This is a genomic window from Burkholderia sp. WTPI3, from assembly GCF_021483755.1.
Lineage (GTDB): Bacteria > Pseudomonadota > Gammaproteobacteria > Burkholderiales > Burkholderiaceae > Burkholderia.
This window is the reverse complement of the sequence record NZ_JAGIXF010000021.1, coordinates 22,719-40,799: the sequence shown is the minus strand read 5'-3', so window position 1 is coordinate 40,799 and position 18,081 is coordinate 22,719. Positions and strand designations below refer to the sequence as shown.

Here is an 18,081-nt window from a genome sequence, read left to right as displayed (position 1 = left end):
CGGCGCGATGCGGACGAGACGGGGTCGCCGCATCGCGCCGGTTTGAATCGCGCGGAAGCTCAGTCGTTCGAGCGCGCATCGGGCCGTTCGTGCCCGTGGCGCAGCGCAAGACTTGCGAACGCCGCGACGACGAGCGCTGCGGCGAGCAGCGTGAGCCCGTTCTTTGCATTGCCCGTCGCCTGTTCGATAGCGCCGACGACAGTCGGGCCGACGAAGCCGCCGAGGAGCCCGCACGTGTTCACGAGACCGAGGCCGCCGGCCAGCGCGCTGCCCGCGAGTCGGGACGCGGGAAACGTGAATACGATCGACTGCACGACGAAGAACATCGACGCGGCGACGCACACGCAAGCGAGGCCGGCCACCGGCGACGCATGCGCGGCGCCGACCATCCCCGCTGCCATCACCACAAGCCCGGCACACAGTATCCGGCGCGAATGGTGCGACTCGCGCGCGAAGCGCGGCAGCGTTGCTGCGCCGAGCGCGGCGGCGAGCCAGGGCAACGCGGTCAGCAATCCGACCGCGAACGGCGAGAAACGCCCTGATGCGCCGATGATGCCCGGCAGGAAGAAGATCACCGTGTAGATCGTCAGTTGGTGGCAGAAGTACACGAAGATCGCGAGCCAGATCTGCGGATCGCGCAGCGCGGCGCCGAATGCGTGGCCGCCGTGGGCGGCAACACCGGCATCCTGTTCGGCCGCCAGCGTGCGTTCGAGCGCCCGACCGGTTTCGGGGGAGAGCCACGGGGCGCTGCTGGGGCGGTCCGGCAGGCGCATCCAGACGACGAAGGCGAGCAGGATCGCGGGAATCCCTTCGACGACGAACAGCCATTGCCAGCCGTGCAAGCCGAGCGAACCGTCGAGTTCGATCAGCGCGCCGGCGAGTGGCCCGCCGACGATGTTCGCAATGCACACGCCCAGCAGGAAATAGCCTGTCGCGCGCGCACGTTCCTCGCGACCGAACCAGTACGTGAGATACAGCATCACGCCCGGAAACAGCCCGGCTTCGGCGACGCCGAGCAGCAGACGCATCACATAGAACGACGTCGGGCCGCCGACGAATGCCATCGCGATCGACAGCGCACCCCAGGTAATCATGATCCGCGTGATCCAGAAGCGAGCGCCGACGCGGTGCATGATCAGGTTGCTCGGGATCTCGAACAGTGCGTAGGTGAGGAAGAACAAACCCGCGCCGAGCCCGTAGGCGGCGGATGAAATGCCGAGATCCACACCCATCGAGTGTTTGGCGAATGCGATGTTGGTGCGGTCGAGGAAGCTGATGACATAGGCGGCGATCAGCAGCGGCATCAGCTTGCGAAACAGCAGCCGGTTCAGCGACGCACTTGCGTCGCAGGCGGCGGAAGGCAGTGCCTGGGCGTGGTGAGTGGACATGCGGACGACTCCGGTAAAGGCGAACGGGCGCACACGGCAAGCACGGCGCGCCGCGTTCGACAGAGGCCGCTGCGTCGCGCGCAGCGGAGGAGCAGACGACGGAGCCGCGCCGGCGGCGCTCGACGGGAGCGGGGCGATGAAGGGCGTCCTGGCGCCGGCGCGGGCCGTCGCCTTGTCTCTGCGCTTGCGGGTCCTGATGCAGGGCGGGTGCGGGCGTTACCCGGCGATCAGAAATTGACCGCGTCGCCGCCCTTGAGCTTGAGCATCGCGCGCGCCTCGGCTGGTGTTGCGATATCCAGCGACAGGCCCTCGAGCACCTGTCGTATCTTCAGCACCTGCGCTGCACTCGATTCGGCGAGCTTGCCGGGCGCGATCCAGAGCGAGTCCTCGAGCCCGACACGCACGTTCGCGCCCTGGGCGGCGCCGATCGTCGCGAGCGGAATCTGGTTGCGGCCCGCGCCGAGAATCGACCACACGTAATCGTCGCCGAACAGGCGGTCGGCCGTTCGGCGCATGTGCATCAGGTCTTCCGGGTGCGCGCCGATGCCGCCGAGCAGGCCGAACACGCTCTGCACGAAGAAGGGCGGTTTCGCGAGCCCGCGGTCGACGAAATGGGCGAGGTTGTACAGGTGCGAGATGTCGTAGCACTCGAATTCGAAGCGCGTGCCGTTCGCGCCGCAGCGCGTGAGGATCGTCTCGATGTCGGCGAACGTGTTCTTGAACACCAGGTCGCGGCTCTTCTCGAGATGTTCGCGTTCCCACGGATGCTTCAGTTCGCGAAAGCGCTCGAGCATCGGATAGAGCCCGAAGTTCATCGAGCCCATGTTCAGCGATGCGATCTCGGGCTGGAAATGCAGCGCCGGCTGCAGCCGTTCATCGACGCTCATGTGCGGACTGCCGCCCGACGTGAGATTGATCACTGCGTCGGTTTGCGCCTTGATGCGCGGCAGGAATTCGGCGAACACGGCGGGGTCCTGCGTCGGCTTGCCGTCCGACGGGTTGCGTGCGTGCAGATGCAGGATTGCGGCGCCGGCCTGGGCAGCCGCGACAGCGGCTGTCTCGATCTGATGGGGCGTCACGGGCAGGTACGGCGACATCGACGGCGTGTGGATCGCGCCGGTCGGCGCACAGGTGATGATGACTTTGCGAGCGTTTGCCACGGATGGATTCCTTTCGGTGAGCGATGCGAGAGAAGCGTCAGAGCACTTCGACGTTGCCGCAGACGGAAATCGCCTGCCCGGTGATGCCGTGTCCGCCCGGCGAGCACAGGAACAGCGCGGTCGCGGCGATCTCGGCCGGATCGGTCATGCGCCGCAGCGAGATCTTCTCGAGATAGCGCTTCTCCATCTCGTCGTAGCCAATGCCGAGCTGCTGCGCGCGCGCCTCGATCACGCGACGCATCCGCGGGCCGCGCACGATGCCGGGCTGAATCGCGTTCACGCGGATGCCGAGCGGCCCGAGCTCGATCGCGAGGCTTTTTACGAGGCCGACGACGGCCCACTTGGTCGCCGCGTACGGTGTGCGGAACGCGTAGCCGAGCCGCCCCGCGACCGACGACAGCGCGATGATCGCGCCACCGTGCTTCGCGTCGCGCAGCAGCGGCACCGCGCGCCTCGCGAACTGGAATTGCGCGGTCAGGTTGATCGCGACCGTTTGCTCCCACTGCACCGGATCGATTTCGTCGATGCCGGCCGTCGGGCCCGCGATGCCCGCATTGTTGACCAGCACGTCGAGGCCGCCGAGTGCCGCCGCTACGTCCGTGAACACGCGCTCGACCGCGGCCGGATCGGCTACGTCGGCCAGCGTCGCGCTGATCGCCGGGCGGGACGGCCGGTCCGCCAGCGCCGCGATCGCGGCTTGCGATGCATCGCACACGTGGACGCGCGCGCCGCATTCGGCGAACGCGTCGGCGATCTCGAGACCGATGCCCGAGGCGCCGCCCGTCACCAGGACGCGCAGGCCGTCATAGGGTTTCAGCAGGTCGGAAGCTGTCATGCCGGGTTGTCTCCATCGTTGAAGTTGTATCGGATGCGCCGCCGCCGGACCGGCTGCTGCGCAATGCGGCCGCTACGGCTTTGCGTTTGCGCGCCGCGGGGTTTGCTCGGCCCGCAACGTCTCGGCGAGATCGTGCGCCGCGCCGCCGATGTCGAGCGCGATGCCGGCGCGCACGCCGGCACCGTCGCGCCGTTCGAGCGCATCGACGATCGCGCGGTGCGCATCCATCGAGCGCCGCATGTGCGGGATATCGAGCGCGACCATGTTGAGGAACGGCCCGACGCGCATCCACAGGTTCTCGACAATCGCGAGCGTGCTTTCGCTTGCGCCGTGCGCGTAGATCGCGCTGTGGAACGCGAAATTGCTCTGCAGGTACGCGCGCGAACGGCCGGCCTCGACCTGTGCCTGCATCGTTTCGCAGGTCTTGCGGACGGCGGCGATCTGAGCGTCGGTCATGCGTGCGCAGGCGCGTTCGGCGATGCAGCCTTCGAGTGCGATCCGCACGTCGCGCAGTTCATCGAGCATGTCGAGCGTCATCGGCGGCACGACGAGCGCGCGATTCGGGCCGTCGACCAGCGCGCGCTCGGCGCGCAGCCGCGTGAGCGCGGCGCGCACGGGCATCGTCGACGAGCCGACCGCCTCGGCGACGCTGCGCAGGCTCAGCGCCTGGCCAGGCGCGAAACGGCCGCTCATCAGCGCTTCGCGCAGTTGCTGATAGACCTTGTCGGCCATCGTTTCCGATTCGATGGCTTTCAGTGCGGGCGGGACGATACGAGGCGCCAAGGCGGGGGTCTCCTGGGTTTGATCTGCGATCTGTGATCACACTTGCGATGTGCGAAGTGTTGTCGATCGGGCGACGGGAGTCAAGACGGTCGGGGTTGGGGAAAACGAGGGGGTGCTTCGCGGGAGGTGGGCGAGGGCAGGACAGGTATCGCCCGATTATTATTACAAAACGCTTTCAGTGAGTGCAGCATGATGTACGGGATGAAGGACCCGAAGCGTTTCGGGAAACCATGAGTCGCGGTGATTTTCCCATGCACTCCAGCCAACCAAGTTAATTCCGATGACAAGGAGTCGAAGTGAAACGACCTTCATTTGCCGTTGCGTGGGCGGCGTCCCAGCGCATTTATGATCCGGCCAATTCCGGCGAGCGGGCCGCGAAAGTGATCGGTGGATACGTTGAGAAGAACGTCAATAATCCGAATCCTTCGGAACGATGGAGCAACATCTGTGCGGTGAGAATGAGCTACATCCTCGGAGAGGCCGGCATGGTGATTCCCCGAGTTCCCGAGCAAACGGTATCGGGCGGAGACAATCGGCAATACTTTTTTCGCGTTCGTGACTTGATTCGATTTCTCGAACAGCGTTGGGGGAAGTCGGACGGAGTCCATTATCCGCCGTCGAACGGTGGGCCGCTGGCCGGCCGACAGGGCGTCATCTTGTTCGAGGTGTCCGGCTGGCGTGATGCTCAGGGCCATGCAACGTTGTTCAATGGACGTACGTGTACGACCACTGCTATTTCAATGAACCAGGCGCACGCTATCGTACGGATCGTGCGGATTTTTGGAGTCTGTCATGAAGGGAGCCTGGATCGCGACCGCACTGGCATGTGCTGCGCTTCATCCTGCAACGGTGTCGGCGAAGGAGGCAACCCGAACGTCGCCGGAAGCCGGCTCACGGACCTACCTCCAGAACTTCAAGGACATGGTGCTCGCGCAGTGCCTGGCTACCGCCTACGCGCAGGCGCCCGCCGTGAGCAAGGATATCGGCAGCAGCACGAACGCGTTGCGCGACTGGACCTACTACGACCTGGAGCGCGCACCGGACGTCGTGCACGCGCTGGTGGCGAAATACCTTGCACGTGATTACCGGAATCCGGTTGTCGAATCGGAAGTCGCGGACGTCAGGTTCGACTACCTGAAGTGCATGGATCTGTATCACGGCAAGGCACTGGACGCCGCCGAGAAGAAGCTCGTCCTGCGCCCGAACAGCACGTACCGGGCCGAGAACCCGCGATAAGCGGTGACGTTCGAACGTCGCCGTCCGCGCGCCGATCGGGCAGAATCGACACTCCGATTCTCCCGACGGACGCCGCATGACCGACCCGAACGAACCGTCCGCCCGCCGCGCGTACGCGAGTTTCGCGCAACGCTATGCGGACATCGCGCCGACCAAGGCGCACAACGCACTCTACGAACGGCCGGCGACGCTGGCGCTGCTCGGCGACGTCGACGGCCTGACGGTGCTCGACGCCGGCTGCGGGCCCGGCATCTGCAGCGAGCACCTCGCGCGCCGCGGTGCGACCGTCCATGCGTTCGACATTACGCCCGAAATGATCGCACTCGCGAAATCCCGCTGCGCGGGGCTCGCGGTCGACGTCGCGGAAGGCGATCTCGCGGCGCCGCTCGACTGGCTGCCCGACCGGTCATTCGACAAGGTCCTGTGCTCGCTCGCATTCGACTATCTGCGCGATCTCGCGCCGACGCTGCGGGAATTCAGGCGCGTCGCGCGGCCGGGCGCGACGCTGGCGTTCTCGATGGCCCATCCGATGCGCGACTGGATGGACGAGCGCACGCACGGGGAGGGCACGTACTTCGACACGAACCGGTTCGGCATTCATTGGTCGGGTTTCGGCGAACCGAAGCCGTATGTCGAGGCATGGCGCCGCCCGCTTGCCGACATCCTGAATGCGCTCGCCGACGCCGGCTGGCGGCTGGAGCGCTTCGTCGAGCCGCTGCCGCTGCCCGAGATGAAGGCCGTGTCGGAACGGCTCCATGCGGAGCTGTCGCTGTCGCCGGCCTTCCTCTGCATCCGCGCGCGCTGCTGACGCCGCGCGGTGGCCCGCCGCCGCTCAGCGGGCCGGCTCGTCGGTCAACGTGCCGAGAAACGCTTCGATATCCTTGATGTCCTGCGCGGTCATCGCGGGCTTGTCGCCGGGCTTGCGATCGAACGGCGCATCGGTCACGTCGACGTTCGCACGGTACTTCGCCGGAATATCGTCGTATTCGTCGATCTTGCCGTCCGCGCCGCGCGAATAGAACTTCTGCGGCGAGATGCTGCGCTCGTTGTAGAACGCCATCACCTGGTCGAGCGTATGGAACACGCCGTTGTGGAAGAACACGTGGCGCGTTGCGGCGTTGCGCAGCGTCGGCGTGAGGAACATTGCGCAATACTGCGTCTGGTCCTTCAGGTCCTCGCGGAACGGTCCGCACACGCCGAGATCGTAGAACGCCGGGTTGCGGTTCTGCGCGAGCTGCCGGTTGCGCGGCGCGCCGAGCGCCTCGTATTGATAGTCGGTAAACATCGGCGGCAAGCCGTCCTTGCCGGGCTTCGACAGGTGGCAGCCGGCGCAATTGGCCTTGTCCGGATCGTTGAAGAGCCGCAGCCCGTGCAGCTCGGCCTGCGTGAGGCGCGCGCGGCCTTCGAGCCAGCGATCGTATTTGCTGTTGTACGGGTGGAACGACGGATCCTCGACCTGATACCGCGCGATCGCGAACATCGCCTCCGATACCGCGAGCTGCGGGCTGTCGAACACGCGCGGCCCGAACAACTGCTCGAACTGCGCGCGATGCGACGACTGCGCGAGCTTGCGCGCGACGTCGTCGATGCTTGCGTTCGCCATTTCCACCGGATTCAGCAGCGGTCCGAACGCCTGCTGCTGCAGCGTATCGGCGCGGCCATCCCAGAACATGCCGCCTTGCGGCACGAGCTGCGGTGCGGCCGACGTGCCGGCCACCTTCTGTGCCTTGACGACGCCGGCCGCCGACGCGGCCTGCTGCGCGACGCTCGGCGCAGCGTCGTTTTCGCCGGCGTCGGGGCCGATACTGAAGTTGGGCTGCCGGTACAGGTACATCAGCGACGGCGGCGGACGATAACCCTGCTGCGTCATCGCGAGGCCGCCCGGCTGCACGTCGAGCCCGTTCGGCGGGCCGTACGCGTGATCGGGGCTATGGCACGACGCGCACGACTGCTTGCCGGAGGCCGACAGCGACGGATCGACGAACAGCGCGCGCCCCAGTTGCGCGACCGCGGACAGCGGCTGAGCGGCCGGGCGCTGCAGCACGACCGGATGCGGATTCGCGCCAGTCCAGTCGGCGACGAGCTCGCCGATCGCCGCCGGCGTGCGGGCCGGAAACGCGATTGCGAACGCGCCGTAGCCGAGCACGACCGCGCCGAGCGCGAGCGCCGCGCGGCGCAGCGCGCGGGAAGGGGAACGCGGCGCGGCGGCGCCGGATGCGTCGGGAGACGGGTACGCGGGACGAGCTGTCATGCTGTCGGTCGAAAGTCGGAGTGCGGGCGCCGCACGAAGCGGCGCGTTGAATGGAAACGGCCGGCGCACGATGCGCCGGCCTGCTGCGTGCTGCTACGTGTTATGCAATGCCGGTCAGATCGCCGGCGCTGCGCTCAGCACGGTGCCTTGCGTCGGATCTAGATACAACGGCGCCGTATTCGGCTTCGACGAGAAGTCGAACAGGCCGCGCAGATCGCCCGCCGACGCATCGAACGAGCCGCCGCCGATGCGCTGGCTGCCGAGCCAGTTGTCCTCGATGAAGCGCACGACGGATGCCTGGTCGATCTGCGTGTGGTCGACGTAGTTCTGCTTCGCGTACGGCGAGATCACGACCAGCGGAATGCGCACACCCGGGCCGCAGCGGCCGTTCACGGTGCCGCCGTTCACGCCGGTGGTGCCGCCCGAGCCGCACTTGCCGTTGCCGTTCACCTGGTCGACCGCGTCGGACGACGAGCGGGTCGGCGTCGTGTATGCATGGTCGTACCAGCCGTCCGAGTCGTCATACGTGACGATCACGGCCGTGCTCTGCCAGTCGGGCTGTTGCTGCAGGAAGTTGACGACCTTCGTCACGAACGCCTGCTCGTCGAGCGGATCCGAATAGCCTGCGTGTGCGTCCTGTGCGGCCGGCGCCTTCAGGAAGCTGACCGACGGGAAGTTGCCGGCCTTCACTGCCGCGAAGAAGTCGTCGGTGTCGTACTGGTGGTTCGCCGGTTCGGCCGTCTTGCCGTCGGTTTCGAGGCTCGAGCCGATCGCCGCGACCGAGCTCGGGCGCGTGTGCTGCGGGTTCGACGTCGACGCGTAGTACTGGAACCAGTTATGGTGCGGGATGTAGTCGGCCGTCGCGGCGTTCACGGCGGTGGCGATCGTGCTGCGCGCGCAGCCCGTCGTGCCGTTGCTGTTGGTCGTCGACAGGTTGAAGCCGCCCATGAAGCCGCCCCACGTGATCTTCGCGCCGTTCAGCAGGTCGCCGATGTTCTTGCCGGTCATCATCGCCTGGTCGGTCGTGCTCGAGCACACGTCGTAGCCCGGGTCGACGTCGTTGATCATCGTGAAGCCGCCCTGGCCGTCATTGATGTAGTACGAGCTCTTCGCGAGCGTCGACGGCTGTGCCGACGTCTTGACGATCTGCATCCCGTTGGTCTGGCCCGACACGACGTTCAGCGCTCCCGGCGTCGACGGGCCGTACACCGTCGTATATGCGTTGTCGCTCATCGCGAAGCGCTGCGCGTAGTTCCACAGCGCGGTGACGGTGTTGCCGTCGAAGAAGCCCATCACCTGGCCCTTCGTGCCGAACGCGCCGGCGCCGCCGGACGAGCCCTTGCCGGTGTATTTCGGGAACAGGTCGGCGAGGCCGTTGTCCTCGGCCTGCTGCTCCGCCGTGTATGCGTGGTTCTGGTCGGCGGTCGCGGCCTGCGTGCGATCGAGGCGGAACGGGTTCGCGGCGTCGGTGCCGTTGGCCGTGTTCGTGAAGTTCGGGTTCGCGCTCAGCAGCGTGCCGGTCAGCCCGTTGACCGCCGGCGTGCCGGACTTCGCTGTGAATGCCGGTTCGCCCGACGGGTTCGACGCGTTCGGGTAGGTGCCGAAGTAGTGGTCGAACGACACGTTTTCGCCATAGATCACGACGACGTGCTTGATCGGCGTGGCGGTCTTCAGCGCATCCTGCGACGACACGGCGGGCGTCGACGTGGGATCGTCGCTGCCGCCGCAGGCGAACAGCGCAAGTGTTGCGCCGGCGCAGGCGGTGACGAGCAAGGCTTGACGGAACATCGGGAAGCTCCAGATAGGTTTGCGATGGTGGAGATCGGCCCCGTCGCCGTGTCGGTTCGGCGCGGAGCTCGTTGATAGAGCACCGGCATTGAAACAGTCCGGTATGAAGATATGGGGGCGGAGCGGTTTCGCGGCGGTTGCGTTGCGGTATCGATTTCATTACGGCGCGGAGGGCGGTGAAAGACAACGGAAAGGTATGATGTGTCTGCCACCTTTGCGACACATTCGGCCGGGGGCCCGGTCACTGCCCCGGGCGCCATGTCCGGCGGGCGATAGCGCGCAGCGGGCAGGGTCGGCCGGGCGGTCGAGCAGCCGGTCGTTTTTGACAATCGCGTGACGCATTCATACGATGTACGGCCCGCGGCGACGATTTCGCGTTGCCGGCCGTCAGCGAGTATTCAGCGTGCCGATTCCCGTTTTGTTTGCCGTGTTGTGTGCCGCGTTCCTGCACGCGTCATGGAATGCGCTCGTGCGCAGCAGCGGCGACCGGCTGCGTTCGGCCACCGTGCTGCAGATTGCGATCGGGCTGTTCGCGCTGCTGTTCCTGCCGGCCGCCGCGCCGATCTCGCTCGCGAGCTGGATCTGCGTCGCCGCATCGGCGGTGATTCATGTGGTCTATACGCTGCTGCTGGTGCGCGCGTACGAACACGGCGACCTGACCGTCGCGTATCCGGTCGCGCGCGGCACCGCGCCGCTGCTCGTCACCCTGGGCGCGGCGGCGTTCGCCGGCGAGCGGCTGAGCGCGGGCGCGCAATGCGGGCTCGTGCTGATTTGCGCGGGGATCATGGCGATCGGGCTGGAAGGAGGACGCGGTGCGCGGCACCGGATGACGCAGGTGTTGCCGACCGCGTTTGCGACCGGCGTGTCGATTGCCGCATACAGCGTGGTCGACGGGATCGGCGTACGCGAAAGCGGCAGCACGATCGGCTATACCGCGTGGATGTTCGTGCTGACCGGGCTGATGATGGCCGTGTACTACCGGCTGCGGGCGGGGTCGCTGCGGCTCGCGCAGGATGTCGGCGAAACGGCGAAGGCCGCGTGCGGCGGCGTATTTGCGGCGCTCGCGTACGGGACCGTGATCTGGGCGATGGATCGCGCACCGATGGGCCCCGTGTCGGCGTTGCGCGAGACGAGCGTGGTGTTCGCGGCGCTGATCGCGCGCGTATATCTCGGCGAGCGGCTGACGCGGCGCCGGGCGGCCGGGTGCGCGGTGATCGCGGCGGGTTCGTTGCTGATCAGTGCGTTTGAAGCGGTGCGGTAAACACGGCAATCGAACGACGCATGGCTCGGTGCATCACTCGACGCTTTAGCTTTCCACCGGCATCGCACTCGTACACTTGATCTCGTCGAGGCACACGCTCGAATGCACGCCGCTCACGCCGGGAATGCGCATCAGCGTCTCGAGCAGGAACGTGGACAGCCCCTTCAGGTCGTGCGCGACCACCTTCAGCACGTAGTCGATGTCGCCGGTCACCGAGAAACATTCCTGGATCTGCGCCAGATCCGACACCAGCTTCTGGAACTTCGACAGGTCGCGGATATGCCCGCGCTCCATGGTCACGTGCACGAACGCGGTGACGCCGAAACCGAGCGTATCGGGGCAAAGACGCGTCTCGTAACGGCGGATCGCGCCGATCTCTTCCAGCCGGCGGTGGCGGCGCAGTGTCTGCGCGGGCGACAGGCCGACGGCCTTCGCCAGATCGAGGTTCGACGCGCGGCCGTTCTCCTGCAGCACCGACAGCAAGTGGCGATCGATGCGATCGAGAACCGGTTCAGGCATTTTTGTTTCCTCATCTGTCTCCTGGATGCAATCTTATCTCATAATGTAGGGTTTGCATGAGCAGGTTACGCAACCCGATTTCGTCGTCGCGACGCTAAACTGACGCCGGATTTTCGTGTGCGGCCGCAGCAATGCGGCGAAGACGACAGTCGGCGGCCGGTCTGGCGGGGCCGTTGACGCGAATCATCAGGCGTTGCCACGCGAAGATTGCAGTCCCCAACCCGGTGGCTCCACGAACGGTCGCCGGCATAGCAAAACAGCGCCCGGCACACCGAGGCGCGCCGCACCGCTTCCGGCGGGCGGAGAGAGTGGAGAAGACATGGTTTCTGGAAACGAGAAGGACGGCCTGAAGCGGGGGCTGAAGAATCGCCACATCCAGCTGATCGCGCTCGGTGGCGCGCTCGGCACGGGGCTGTTCCTCGGCATCGCGCAGACGATCAAGATGGCAGGCCCGTCCGTGCTGCTCGGCTACGGGGTGGCCGGCATCATCGCATTCTTCATCATGCGCCAGCTGGGCGAGATGGTCGTCGACGAGCCGGTCGCCGGCTCGTTCAGCTACTTCGCCGACAAGTACGTCGGTCACTTCACCGGCTTCCTGTCGGGCTGGAACTACTGGGTGCTGTACATCCTCGTCAGCATGGCCGAGCTGTCCGCCGTCGGGATCTACGTGCAGTACTGGTGGCCGGGCGTGCCGACCTGGGTGTCGGCGCTGGTGTTCTTCGTCGCGATCAACCTGCTGAACCTGGCGAGCGTGAAGTCGTACGGCGAGACGGAATTCTGGTTCTCGATCATCAAGGTCGCGGCGATCGTCGGGATGATCGGCTTCGGCGGCTGGCTGCTCGCGAGCGGTCATGCGGGGCCGGAAGCGACCGTCGCGAACCTGTGGCAGCACGGCGGCTTCTTCCCGAACGGCGTGTCGGGGCTCGTGATGTCGATGGCGGCGATCATGTTCTCGTTCGGCGGGCTGGAGCTGATCGGCATCACCGCGGCCGAAGCCGATGATCCGAAGCACAGCATTCCGCGCGCGACCAACCAGGTGATCTACCGGATCCTGATTTTCTACATCGGCGCGCTCGCCGTGCTGCTGTCGCTGTATCCGTGGGAAAAGGTCGTCTCCGGCGGCAGCCCGTTCGTGCTGATCTTCCACGCGCTGAGCAGCAACATGGTGGCGAACGTGCTGAACGTGGTCGTGCTGACGGCCGCGCTGTCGGTCTACAACAGCGGCGTGTACAGCAACAGCCGGATGCTGTTCGGCCTCGCGAAGCAGGGCAATGCGCCGAAGGTGCTGTGCTCGGTGAACAAGCGCGGCATTCCGCTCGCCGCGCTCGGCGCGTCGGCGCTCGCGACCGGCGTGTGCGTGCTGGTCAACTACTTCATGCCGGGCAAGGCGTTCGAGGTGCTGATGGGCCTCGTCGTGTCGGCGCTGATCATCAACTGGGCGATGATCACGCTGATCCACCTGAAGTTCCGCCAGGCCAAGCGTATCGCCGGAGAGCAGACTTCCTTCCGCAGTCTGGGCTATCCTTTCACGAATTACCTGTGCCTGGCGTTCATGGCCGGCATTCTCGTCGTGATGTACCTGACGCCGGATCTCCGTCTGTCGGTGTACCTGATCCCGGTATGGCTCGCGGTGCTCGCGATCGGGTATCGCTTCCGTCAGAAGAATGCGGTCTACGCGGTGCGCGACGGCGCGTCCATCCGCTGACACTGACACGCAGGCCAGGCCACAACCGATCATTCTTCCAAACGAGACCGACATAGCCATGTTCGAACACATCGACGCGTACCCCGGCGACCCGATCCTGACGCTCAACGAGAACTTCCAGAAAGATCCGCGCGATCAGAAGGTCAACCTGAGCATCGGCATCTATTTCGACGCCGAAGGCCGGATTCCCGTGATGGACGCCGTGCGCGAAGCCGAAACCGCGCTGCAGCGCGACATCGGCCCGAAGCCCTACCTGCCGATGATCGGCCTGGCCGCGTATCGCGACGCCGTCCAGTCGCTGGTGTTCGGCGCCGATCACCCGGCGCGTGCGGCCGGCCGCATTGCCACCGTGCAGACGCTCGGCGGCTCGGGCGCGCTGAAGGTCGGCGCGGATTTCCTGAAGCGCTACTTCCCGGACGCGCAAGTGTGGCTTAGCGATCCGAGCTGGGAAAACCACCGCTTCATCTTCGAGCGCGCGGGCTTCACGGTGAATACGTACCCGTACTACGACGAAGCGACGGGCGGCCTGAAGTTCGACGCGATGCTCGCGGCGATCGACACGCTGCCGGCGCGCAGCATCGTGCTGCTGCACGCGTGCTGCCACAACCCGACCGGCGTCGATCTCGACGAAGGCCAGTGGGAGAAGCTGATCGACGTGATCGAGGCGCGCGGGCTGCTGCCGTTCGTCGACATGGCGTACCAGGGCTTCGGCGCGGGGCTCGACGCGGATGCGTTCGCGGTGCGCGAACTGGCCCGCCGCGGCGTGCCGGCGCTCGTCGCGAACTCGTTCTCGAAGAACTTCTCGCTGTATGGCGAGCGCGTCGGCGGCCTGAGCGTCGTCTGCGAGGATGCCGCCGCGGCCGACCGCGTGCTCGGTCAGCTGGCCGGCGCGGTGCGGTCGAACTACAGCAACCCGCAAACCTACGGTGCGAAGGTCGTCGCGGCCGTGCTCAACACGCCCGCGCTGCGCAAGCAGTGGGAAGAGGAACTCGCGGCGATGTGCCGGCGCATCGCGCGGATGCGCCAGTCGATCCACGACGGCCTGCGCGACCACGTGAGCGGCGAGGCGCTGACGCGCTACGTCAAGCAGCGCGGGATGTTCACGTACACGGGCCTGACCGAATCGCAGGTCGAGGCGCTGCGCGAAGTGCACGGCGTGTACATCCTGCGTTCGGGCCGCATGTGCGTCGCGGGCCTGAACGACTCGAACGTCGGCATCGTTGCGGATGCAATCGGCAAGGTGCTGAAGAGCGGCGTCTGACCGGTTCGCCGGCGCGTGCCGGATCGCATCGCCGAAACCGGCTGTCTCCATGCGGAGGCAGCCGGTTTTTTCTTGCGCGGCTGCGGCGCGGCGGTACGATGGGGGATCGAACGCGACGAAGGAGCGGCATGGCTATTCGAATCGTACGGCTGGGCACGCCACGCGCGCCCGGCGAGGGCCTGAGGATCGGCACGGTGCGGCGACCGCCGCGCGGCGTACCGAAGGCGGAATTCGCGTCGCGAAACTACTATGATGTATGGCTGCCGACGCTGTCGCCGAGCGCCGAACTCGTCGCGCAGGCGCTGACGGCCGAAACCGACGCGCAATGGCGCGCGTTCACGCGTTCCTTCCGCGCGGAAATGGCGCATGGCGACGCGCCGAAGGTGCTCGACCTGCTCGCGGCGTTGTCCGCAACGAGCGCATTCTCGATCGGCTGTTACTGCGAAGACGAGCATCGCTGCCATCGCAGCGTGCTGCGCGAGCTGCTGGCGCAGCGCGGGGCGACGATCGACGCGGACGCGGGCTGAACCTGCCCGGCCGCGCGTCATGTCGCGTGGCATCGCATGGCCGGGCGAACCGCTTGACGTGAGTCAAGCGTGCGGCGGCGCACACCACTATGCTCTGATCACGGAGTCGTTACGACGATGACAGGCGGACAGATGCAGATTGCCTTTCCACCGGACCCGCCCGAATACTGCGCACGCGATCTGGTCGTCGCGTTTTCGGCGCTGGTCGACGGTCGCTGCGTGCAGTGCGCGGTCACGGCCGAAGCACTGGAGGACCATTTCGGCGCGCGATCGCTGCTCGAGCAGGATTTGCTGGGTGCGTTCGACGCGCACCGGCCGGCGATCGAGGCGATGGCACGGCGAATGCTCGACGAAATCGGCGGCCGGCCGGTGTTGCTGCATAGCGGTCACTTCCGGCTCGACGACTGATACCCGCAGGAGGGTGCATGACACTGCAGGGCAATATTCATGAACGCGACTGGTCGGTCGAAGTCGAGACGCGGCCGTGCGAATCGGGCCAGTTCCGCTGTCGCGTGTCGGTCGAGCACGGCACCGGGCCGGCGCGCTTTCATCACACGTTCGAGCACAGCCACGCGTATCCGACCGAGCACGAGGCGGCGATCGAAGGGCTGCGCGCCGGGATGACGTGGATCGAAATGAAGACGTCGCAGACGTTCAGCGTGTGAACGGCGGCACGTCGATCGATGCGATCGAGTCGCGCACGTCCGCCGACGGGAGCCGGATTCGCGACGTGCGGCTGGATCAGGTCATGTCCGGCTCTGTGCACCGGCATCGCTGCCATGCTGCAGCGGTGACGACGTCGCGGAGGCGATGCGTGGCGCCGCGACCGGCGACGCGTCGCGATGAAGCGAACGCAACCCCGACGCCGGTCAGACTTGCGCGAGCGCCTGTGCGTCGATGATCCGCACGCGCTTGCCGCGCGTTTCGACGAGCGCGTCGCGATGGAACCGGGAGAACATCCGGCTGACGGTTTCGAGCTTCATCCCGAGATAGCAGCCGATTTCCTCGCGCGTCATCCGCAGGTTGAATTCCGATGCCGAATAGCCGCGCGCCTCGAAGCGCGCCGACAGGTTCAGCAGGAAATGCGCGACGCGCTGCTCGGCCGACATCGTGCCGAGCAGCAGCATCTGGCTCGATTCGCGGACGATCTCGCTGCTCAGCATCTGATAGAGAAAATGCTGCATCGACTTCATCTCGCGGCAAGCGGCTTCGAGCGCGCCGAACGGGATGACGCACACCACGCTGTCCTCGAGCGCGATCGCATCGCAGCAGTGCTGGCCGCTGCCGATGCCGTCCATCCCGAGCGTTTCCCCGGCGATCTGGAAACCCGTCACGTGCTCGCGGCCGTCACGGTGCATCATCACCGTCTTGAACGAGCCCGCGCGCACCGCGTAGATGCTGTGGAACGGGTCGCCGGTGCGGAACAGCGCGTCGCCCTGGCGTATCTGCCGCGTCGCGCAGATGATCGCGTCGAGCCGGCCGTATTCTGCCGCCGTCAGGTCCGGCGGCAGGCACATCGAGCGCATCGCGCAGACGGAGCAGCGCGCGGCCGGATGTTTGGCCGCGTCGGCGGACGCAACCGCACGGAGGGGAAGCGTTGGCCGGGGCTCGACGAACGGGTCGGCTGCACAGGTGGCGGCGGTGGACATGGGTCACTCTGGCTCGGTCAGGGATGGTGCGCGCGAGCGTGCACCAGGGATTCGATGGCACGGCATGCGGCGTCGAATTCGGCGGTCTTGTCGAAGAAGTAATCGGCTCCGGCCGCCGCGCATGCCTCTCTGAATGCCGCTGCCGAATGATTCGTCAGCACGATCGTGACGACGCGCGGCGTCGCCTTTGACAGCATCCCGATCAGGTCGAGGCCGCTGCCGTCCGCGAGCCGCAGGTCGACGAGGACCACGTCCGCGTGGCTGCTGCGGATGTGGGCCCACGCGTCCTGGCCGTCTTCCGCTTCGCCGACGACCACGACGCCGCCGATCGCGCCGACGCGTAGCGCGATCCGTTGCCGGACAGCGACGGCATGATCGACGAGGAATACCCTGAGCGTGGTGGGTGGCAGGCTGGCATTCATGCGGGCAGTATCGTGGCCCGCCGCCGAAAAGGAAATCGGCCGAATTGGAAGTTTGTGTAGGCGGCTTCGCCGTGTTGTAGGGCGATTCCTACAACGCGTACCGCCATGCGGCGGCGCGCGTACGTCGCGATGACGGGCATGCGGCAGGCAGCGGGGCGCTGCCGCCGAATCAGTTGCCCAGGCGCGCGTCCAGTGCGTCGCGCGCCGTGCGGCACGCGGCGAGATCCCACGCCGCACAGCCGACGCTCTTGAACAGCAGCGGGCCGCTGCGCTCGAATGCGCCGCGCAACACGTCCGCGAGCGACGCGACTTGCCGCCAGTCGACCTGCGCGACGATCAGGTCGCCGGCCTCGTGGCGTGCGCCGGCCGGGTCGTCGACGACGAGCCGGCTATGGCGCACGGTGTCGGCGTCGATTTCGGCGGCGTCGGCGGTGAATGCGCCGACGCCGACCACGAGCCGGCCCTCTCGCGCCGCTTCGCGATAGACGGGCGTGCGGCTCGTCGTCAGCGTGACGACGACGTCGATCGCATCGGGAATCGCGTCGCCGTCGAGCGGCGCGAGCCGCGGCGCCTGCGCACGGTGCGCCGCGCAGAACGCGGCTGCGCTGTCGGCGCTCGAACCGCGCACGTGCAGGCGCGCGTCCGGGAAAATCGCCGCGAGCGCTTCCGCGTGATTGGCCGCCTGCTTGCCGGTGCCGATCAGCAGGATGTCGTGCGGCGCCGTGCCGTGCAGCGCCTGGATGCCGAGTGCCGTGACGGCCGCCGTACGGCGTCCGGTGACCGTCGGGCCGTCGAGCACGAAGCGCATGGCGCCGGTGGTCGCATCGCACGCGATCACCTGGCCGAGAATCGTCGGGAGCCCGCGCGCGCCGTTGCCGGGGCAGACGTTCACGAGCTTGTGGATCGCGAGATCGCGTGCGCTCGACGGCATCGACAGCATCACGCCGCCGGCCTGCAGCGGCACGACCAGCCGCTCGGGGCTGACGATTTCGCCTGCTGCATATTCGGCGACGGTTTGCCTGAGCGTGGCGAGCAGCGCCGGGTAGTCGAGCAGCGCGGCCGTTTCGGTCGCGTCGAAAGCGGGAATCCGGGAGAGGGCGGTCATCGTGTAGGTCGGTTGCATCGGAGGGCATGGACGACGGGCGCGGGGGGGCGCTCGCCACGGAGGCTGCCAGGTACCGCGACAGCGAATGTTCTGGATCAAATCTATACCAGTTTAAGGTCGCCCCGCAATCCGGAAAATCGAGCGGATTGCCGATTTTGGTTCTAATATCCGTCCAGATGGGCTGTTGCGCG

Annotated in this window: 18 protein-coding genes and 1 pseudogene; 9 read left to right on the top strand and 10 right to left on the bottom strand. The window is 66.7% G+C overall.

The features are described 5' to 3' along the window. Positions 1–59: 59 nt before the first annotated feature. The 4 genes from J7024_RS14140 to J7024_RS14125 form a co-directional block, all read right to left on the bottom strand. A complete protein-coding gene (locus J7024_RS14140; protein WP_175760327.1) occupies positions 60–1,388 on the bottom strand; it encodes an MFS transporter in 1,329 nt (442 codons plus the stop codon). A 227-nt stretch (positions 1,389–1,615) separates the two neighbouring features. After that, on the bottom strand, positions 1,616–2,548 hold the full coding sequence (locus J7024_RS14135; protein WP_124826052.1) for a 3-keto-5-aminohexanoate cleavage protein: 933 nt from the start codon (positions 2,546–2,548) through the stop codon (positions 1,616–1,618). A 37-nt stretch (positions 2,549–2,585) separates the two neighbouring features. Then, on the bottom strand, positions 2,586–3,383 hold the full coding sequence (locus J7024_RS14130) for an SDR family oxidoreductase (protein WP_124826051.1): 798 nt from the start codon (positions 3,381–3,383) through the stop codon (positions 2,586–2,588). Positions 3,384–3,455: 72 nt separating this feature from the next. Continuing rightward, entirely contained in the window at positions 3,456–4,166 is a 711-nt protein-coding gene (locus J7024_RS14125; protein WP_124826050.1) for a GntR family transcriptional regulator, read from the bottom strand. Between the two features lie 458 nt (positions 4,167–4,624). On the opposite strand from J7024_RS14125, the pseudogene J7024_RS14120 reads away from it, so the two are divergent. From J7024_RS14120 to J7024_RS14110, 3 genes and pseudogenes are all read left to right on the top strand, one after another. Further along, positions 4,625–4,861 (top strand): annotated as a pseudogene (locus tag J7024_RS14120) (T6SS effector amidase Tae4 family protein); the annotation flags it as partial. A 97-nt stretch (positions 4,862–4,958) separates the two neighbouring features. Further along, positions 4,959–5,402, top strand: coding sequence for a type VI secretion system amidase immunity protein Tai4 (locus J7024_RS14115; protein ID WP_234745134.1), 444 nt, complete (start codon positions 4,959–4,961; stop codon positions 5,400–5,402). 76 nt (positions 5,403–5,478) lie between these two features. Beyond that, entirely contained in the window at positions 5,479–6,210 is a 732-nt protein-coding gene (locus tag J7024_RS14110) for a class I SAM-dependent methyltransferase (protein WP_175750575.1), read from the top strand. 24 nt (positions 6,211–6,234) lie between these two features. Here the strand turns inward: J7024_RS14110 and J7024_RS14105 are convergent, their stop codons facing one another. Both J7024_RS14105 and J7024_RS14100 read right to left on the bottom strand, forming a co-directional pair. Next, complete coding sequence (locus J7024_RS14105; protein ID WP_175750576.1) at positions 6,235–7,653, bottom strand: cytochrome-c peroxidase; 1,419 nt, start codon at positions 7,651–7,653, stop codon at positions 6,235–6,237. 114 nt (positions 7,654–7,767) lie between these two features. After that, on the bottom strand, positions 7,768–9,441 hold the full coding sequence (locus J7024_RS14100) for a phospholipase C (protein ID WP_124826046.1): 1,674 nt from the start codon (positions 9,439–9,441) through the stop codon (positions 7,768–7,770). A 349-nt stretch (positions 9,442–9,790) separates the two neighbouring features. Between J7024_RS14100 and J7024_RS14095 the strand changes: the two genes are divergently transcribed. Next, complete coding sequence (locus J7024_RS14095; RefSeq protein WP_234745133.1) at positions 9,791–10,702, top strand: EamA family transporter; 912 nt, start codon at positions 9,791–9,793, stop codon at positions 10,700–10,702. 45 nt (positions 10,703–10,747) lie between these two features. On the opposite strand, the gene J7024_RS14090 is transcribed toward J7024_RS14095, so the two are convergent. Continuing rightward, complete coding sequence (locus J7024_RS14090; protein ID WP_006479071.1) at positions 10,748–11,221, bottom strand: Lrp/AsnC family transcriptional regulator; 474 nt, start codon at positions 11,219–11,221, stop codon at positions 10,748–10,750. 319 nt (positions 11,222–11,540) lie between these two features. Here J7024_RS14090 and J7024_RS14085 point away from each other — a divergent pair, with 319 nt between their 5' ends. From J7024_RS14085 to J7024_RS14065, 5 genes are all read left to right on the top strand, one after another. Continuing rightward, positions 11,541–12,926 carry an amino acid permease gene (locus J7024_RS14085; RefSeq protein WP_124826044.1) on the top strand — a complete coding sequence of 462 codons (1,386 nt, stop codon included), beginning with the start codon at positions 11,541–11,543 and terminating at the stop codon, positions 12,924–12,926. A 58-nt stretch (positions 12,927–12,984) separates the two neighbouring features. Next, positions 12,985–14,187 (top strand): amino acid aminotransferase, encoded by a 1,203-nt coding sequence (locus J7024_RS14080; protein ID WP_124826043.1) that lies wholly within the window; start codon positions 12,985–12,987, stop codon positions 14,185–14,187. 128 nt (positions 14,188–14,315) lie between these two features. Further along, a complete protein-coding gene (locus J7024_RS14075) occupies positions 14,316–14,714 on the top strand; it encodes a DUF488 domain-containing protein (RefSeq protein WP_124826042.1) in 399 nt (132 codons plus the stop codon). 117 nt (positions 14,715–14,831) lie between these two features. Further along, positions 14,832–15,122, top strand: a complete 291-nt coding sequence (locus J7024_RS14070; RefSeq protein WP_124826041.1) for a DUF1488 domain-containing protein — start codon at positions 14,832–14,834, stop codon at positions 15,120–15,122. Between the two features lie 17 nt (positions 15,123–15,139). Then, a complete protein-coding gene (locus tag J7024_RS14065; protein WP_096498726.1) occupies positions 15,140–15,379 on the top strand; it encodes a UDP-glucose 4-epimerase in 240 nt (79 codons plus the stop codon). A gap of 204 nt (positions 15,380–15,583) precedes the next feature. Here J7024_RS14065 and J7024_RS14060 read toward each other — a convergent pair whose 3' ends face one another. From J7024_RS14060 to lhpI, 3 genes are all read right to left on the bottom strand, one after another. After that, positions 15,584–16,363, bottom strand: coding sequence for a helix-turn-helix domain-containing protein (locus J7024_RS14060; protein ID WP_124826040.1), 780 nt, complete (start codon positions 16,361–16,363; stop codon positions 15,584–15,586). Between the two features lie 17 nt (positions 16,364–16,380). Further along, positions 16,381–16,785 (bottom strand): response regulator, encoded by a 405-nt coding sequence (locus J7024_RS14055; protein WP_175760321.1) that lies wholly within the window; start codon positions 16,783–16,785, stop codon positions 16,381–16,383. A 169-nt stretch (positions 16,786–16,954) separates the two neighbouring features. Beyond that, positions 16,955–17,890 (bottom strand): bifunctional Delta(1)-pyrroline-2-carboxylate/Delta(1)-piperideine-2-carboxylate reductase, encoded by a 936-nt coding sequence (gene lhpI, locus J7024_RS14050; protein ID WP_124826038.1) that lies wholly within the window; start codon positions 17,888–17,890, stop codon positions 16,955–16,957. Between the last annotated feature and the right edge of the window lie 191 nt (positions 17,891–18,081).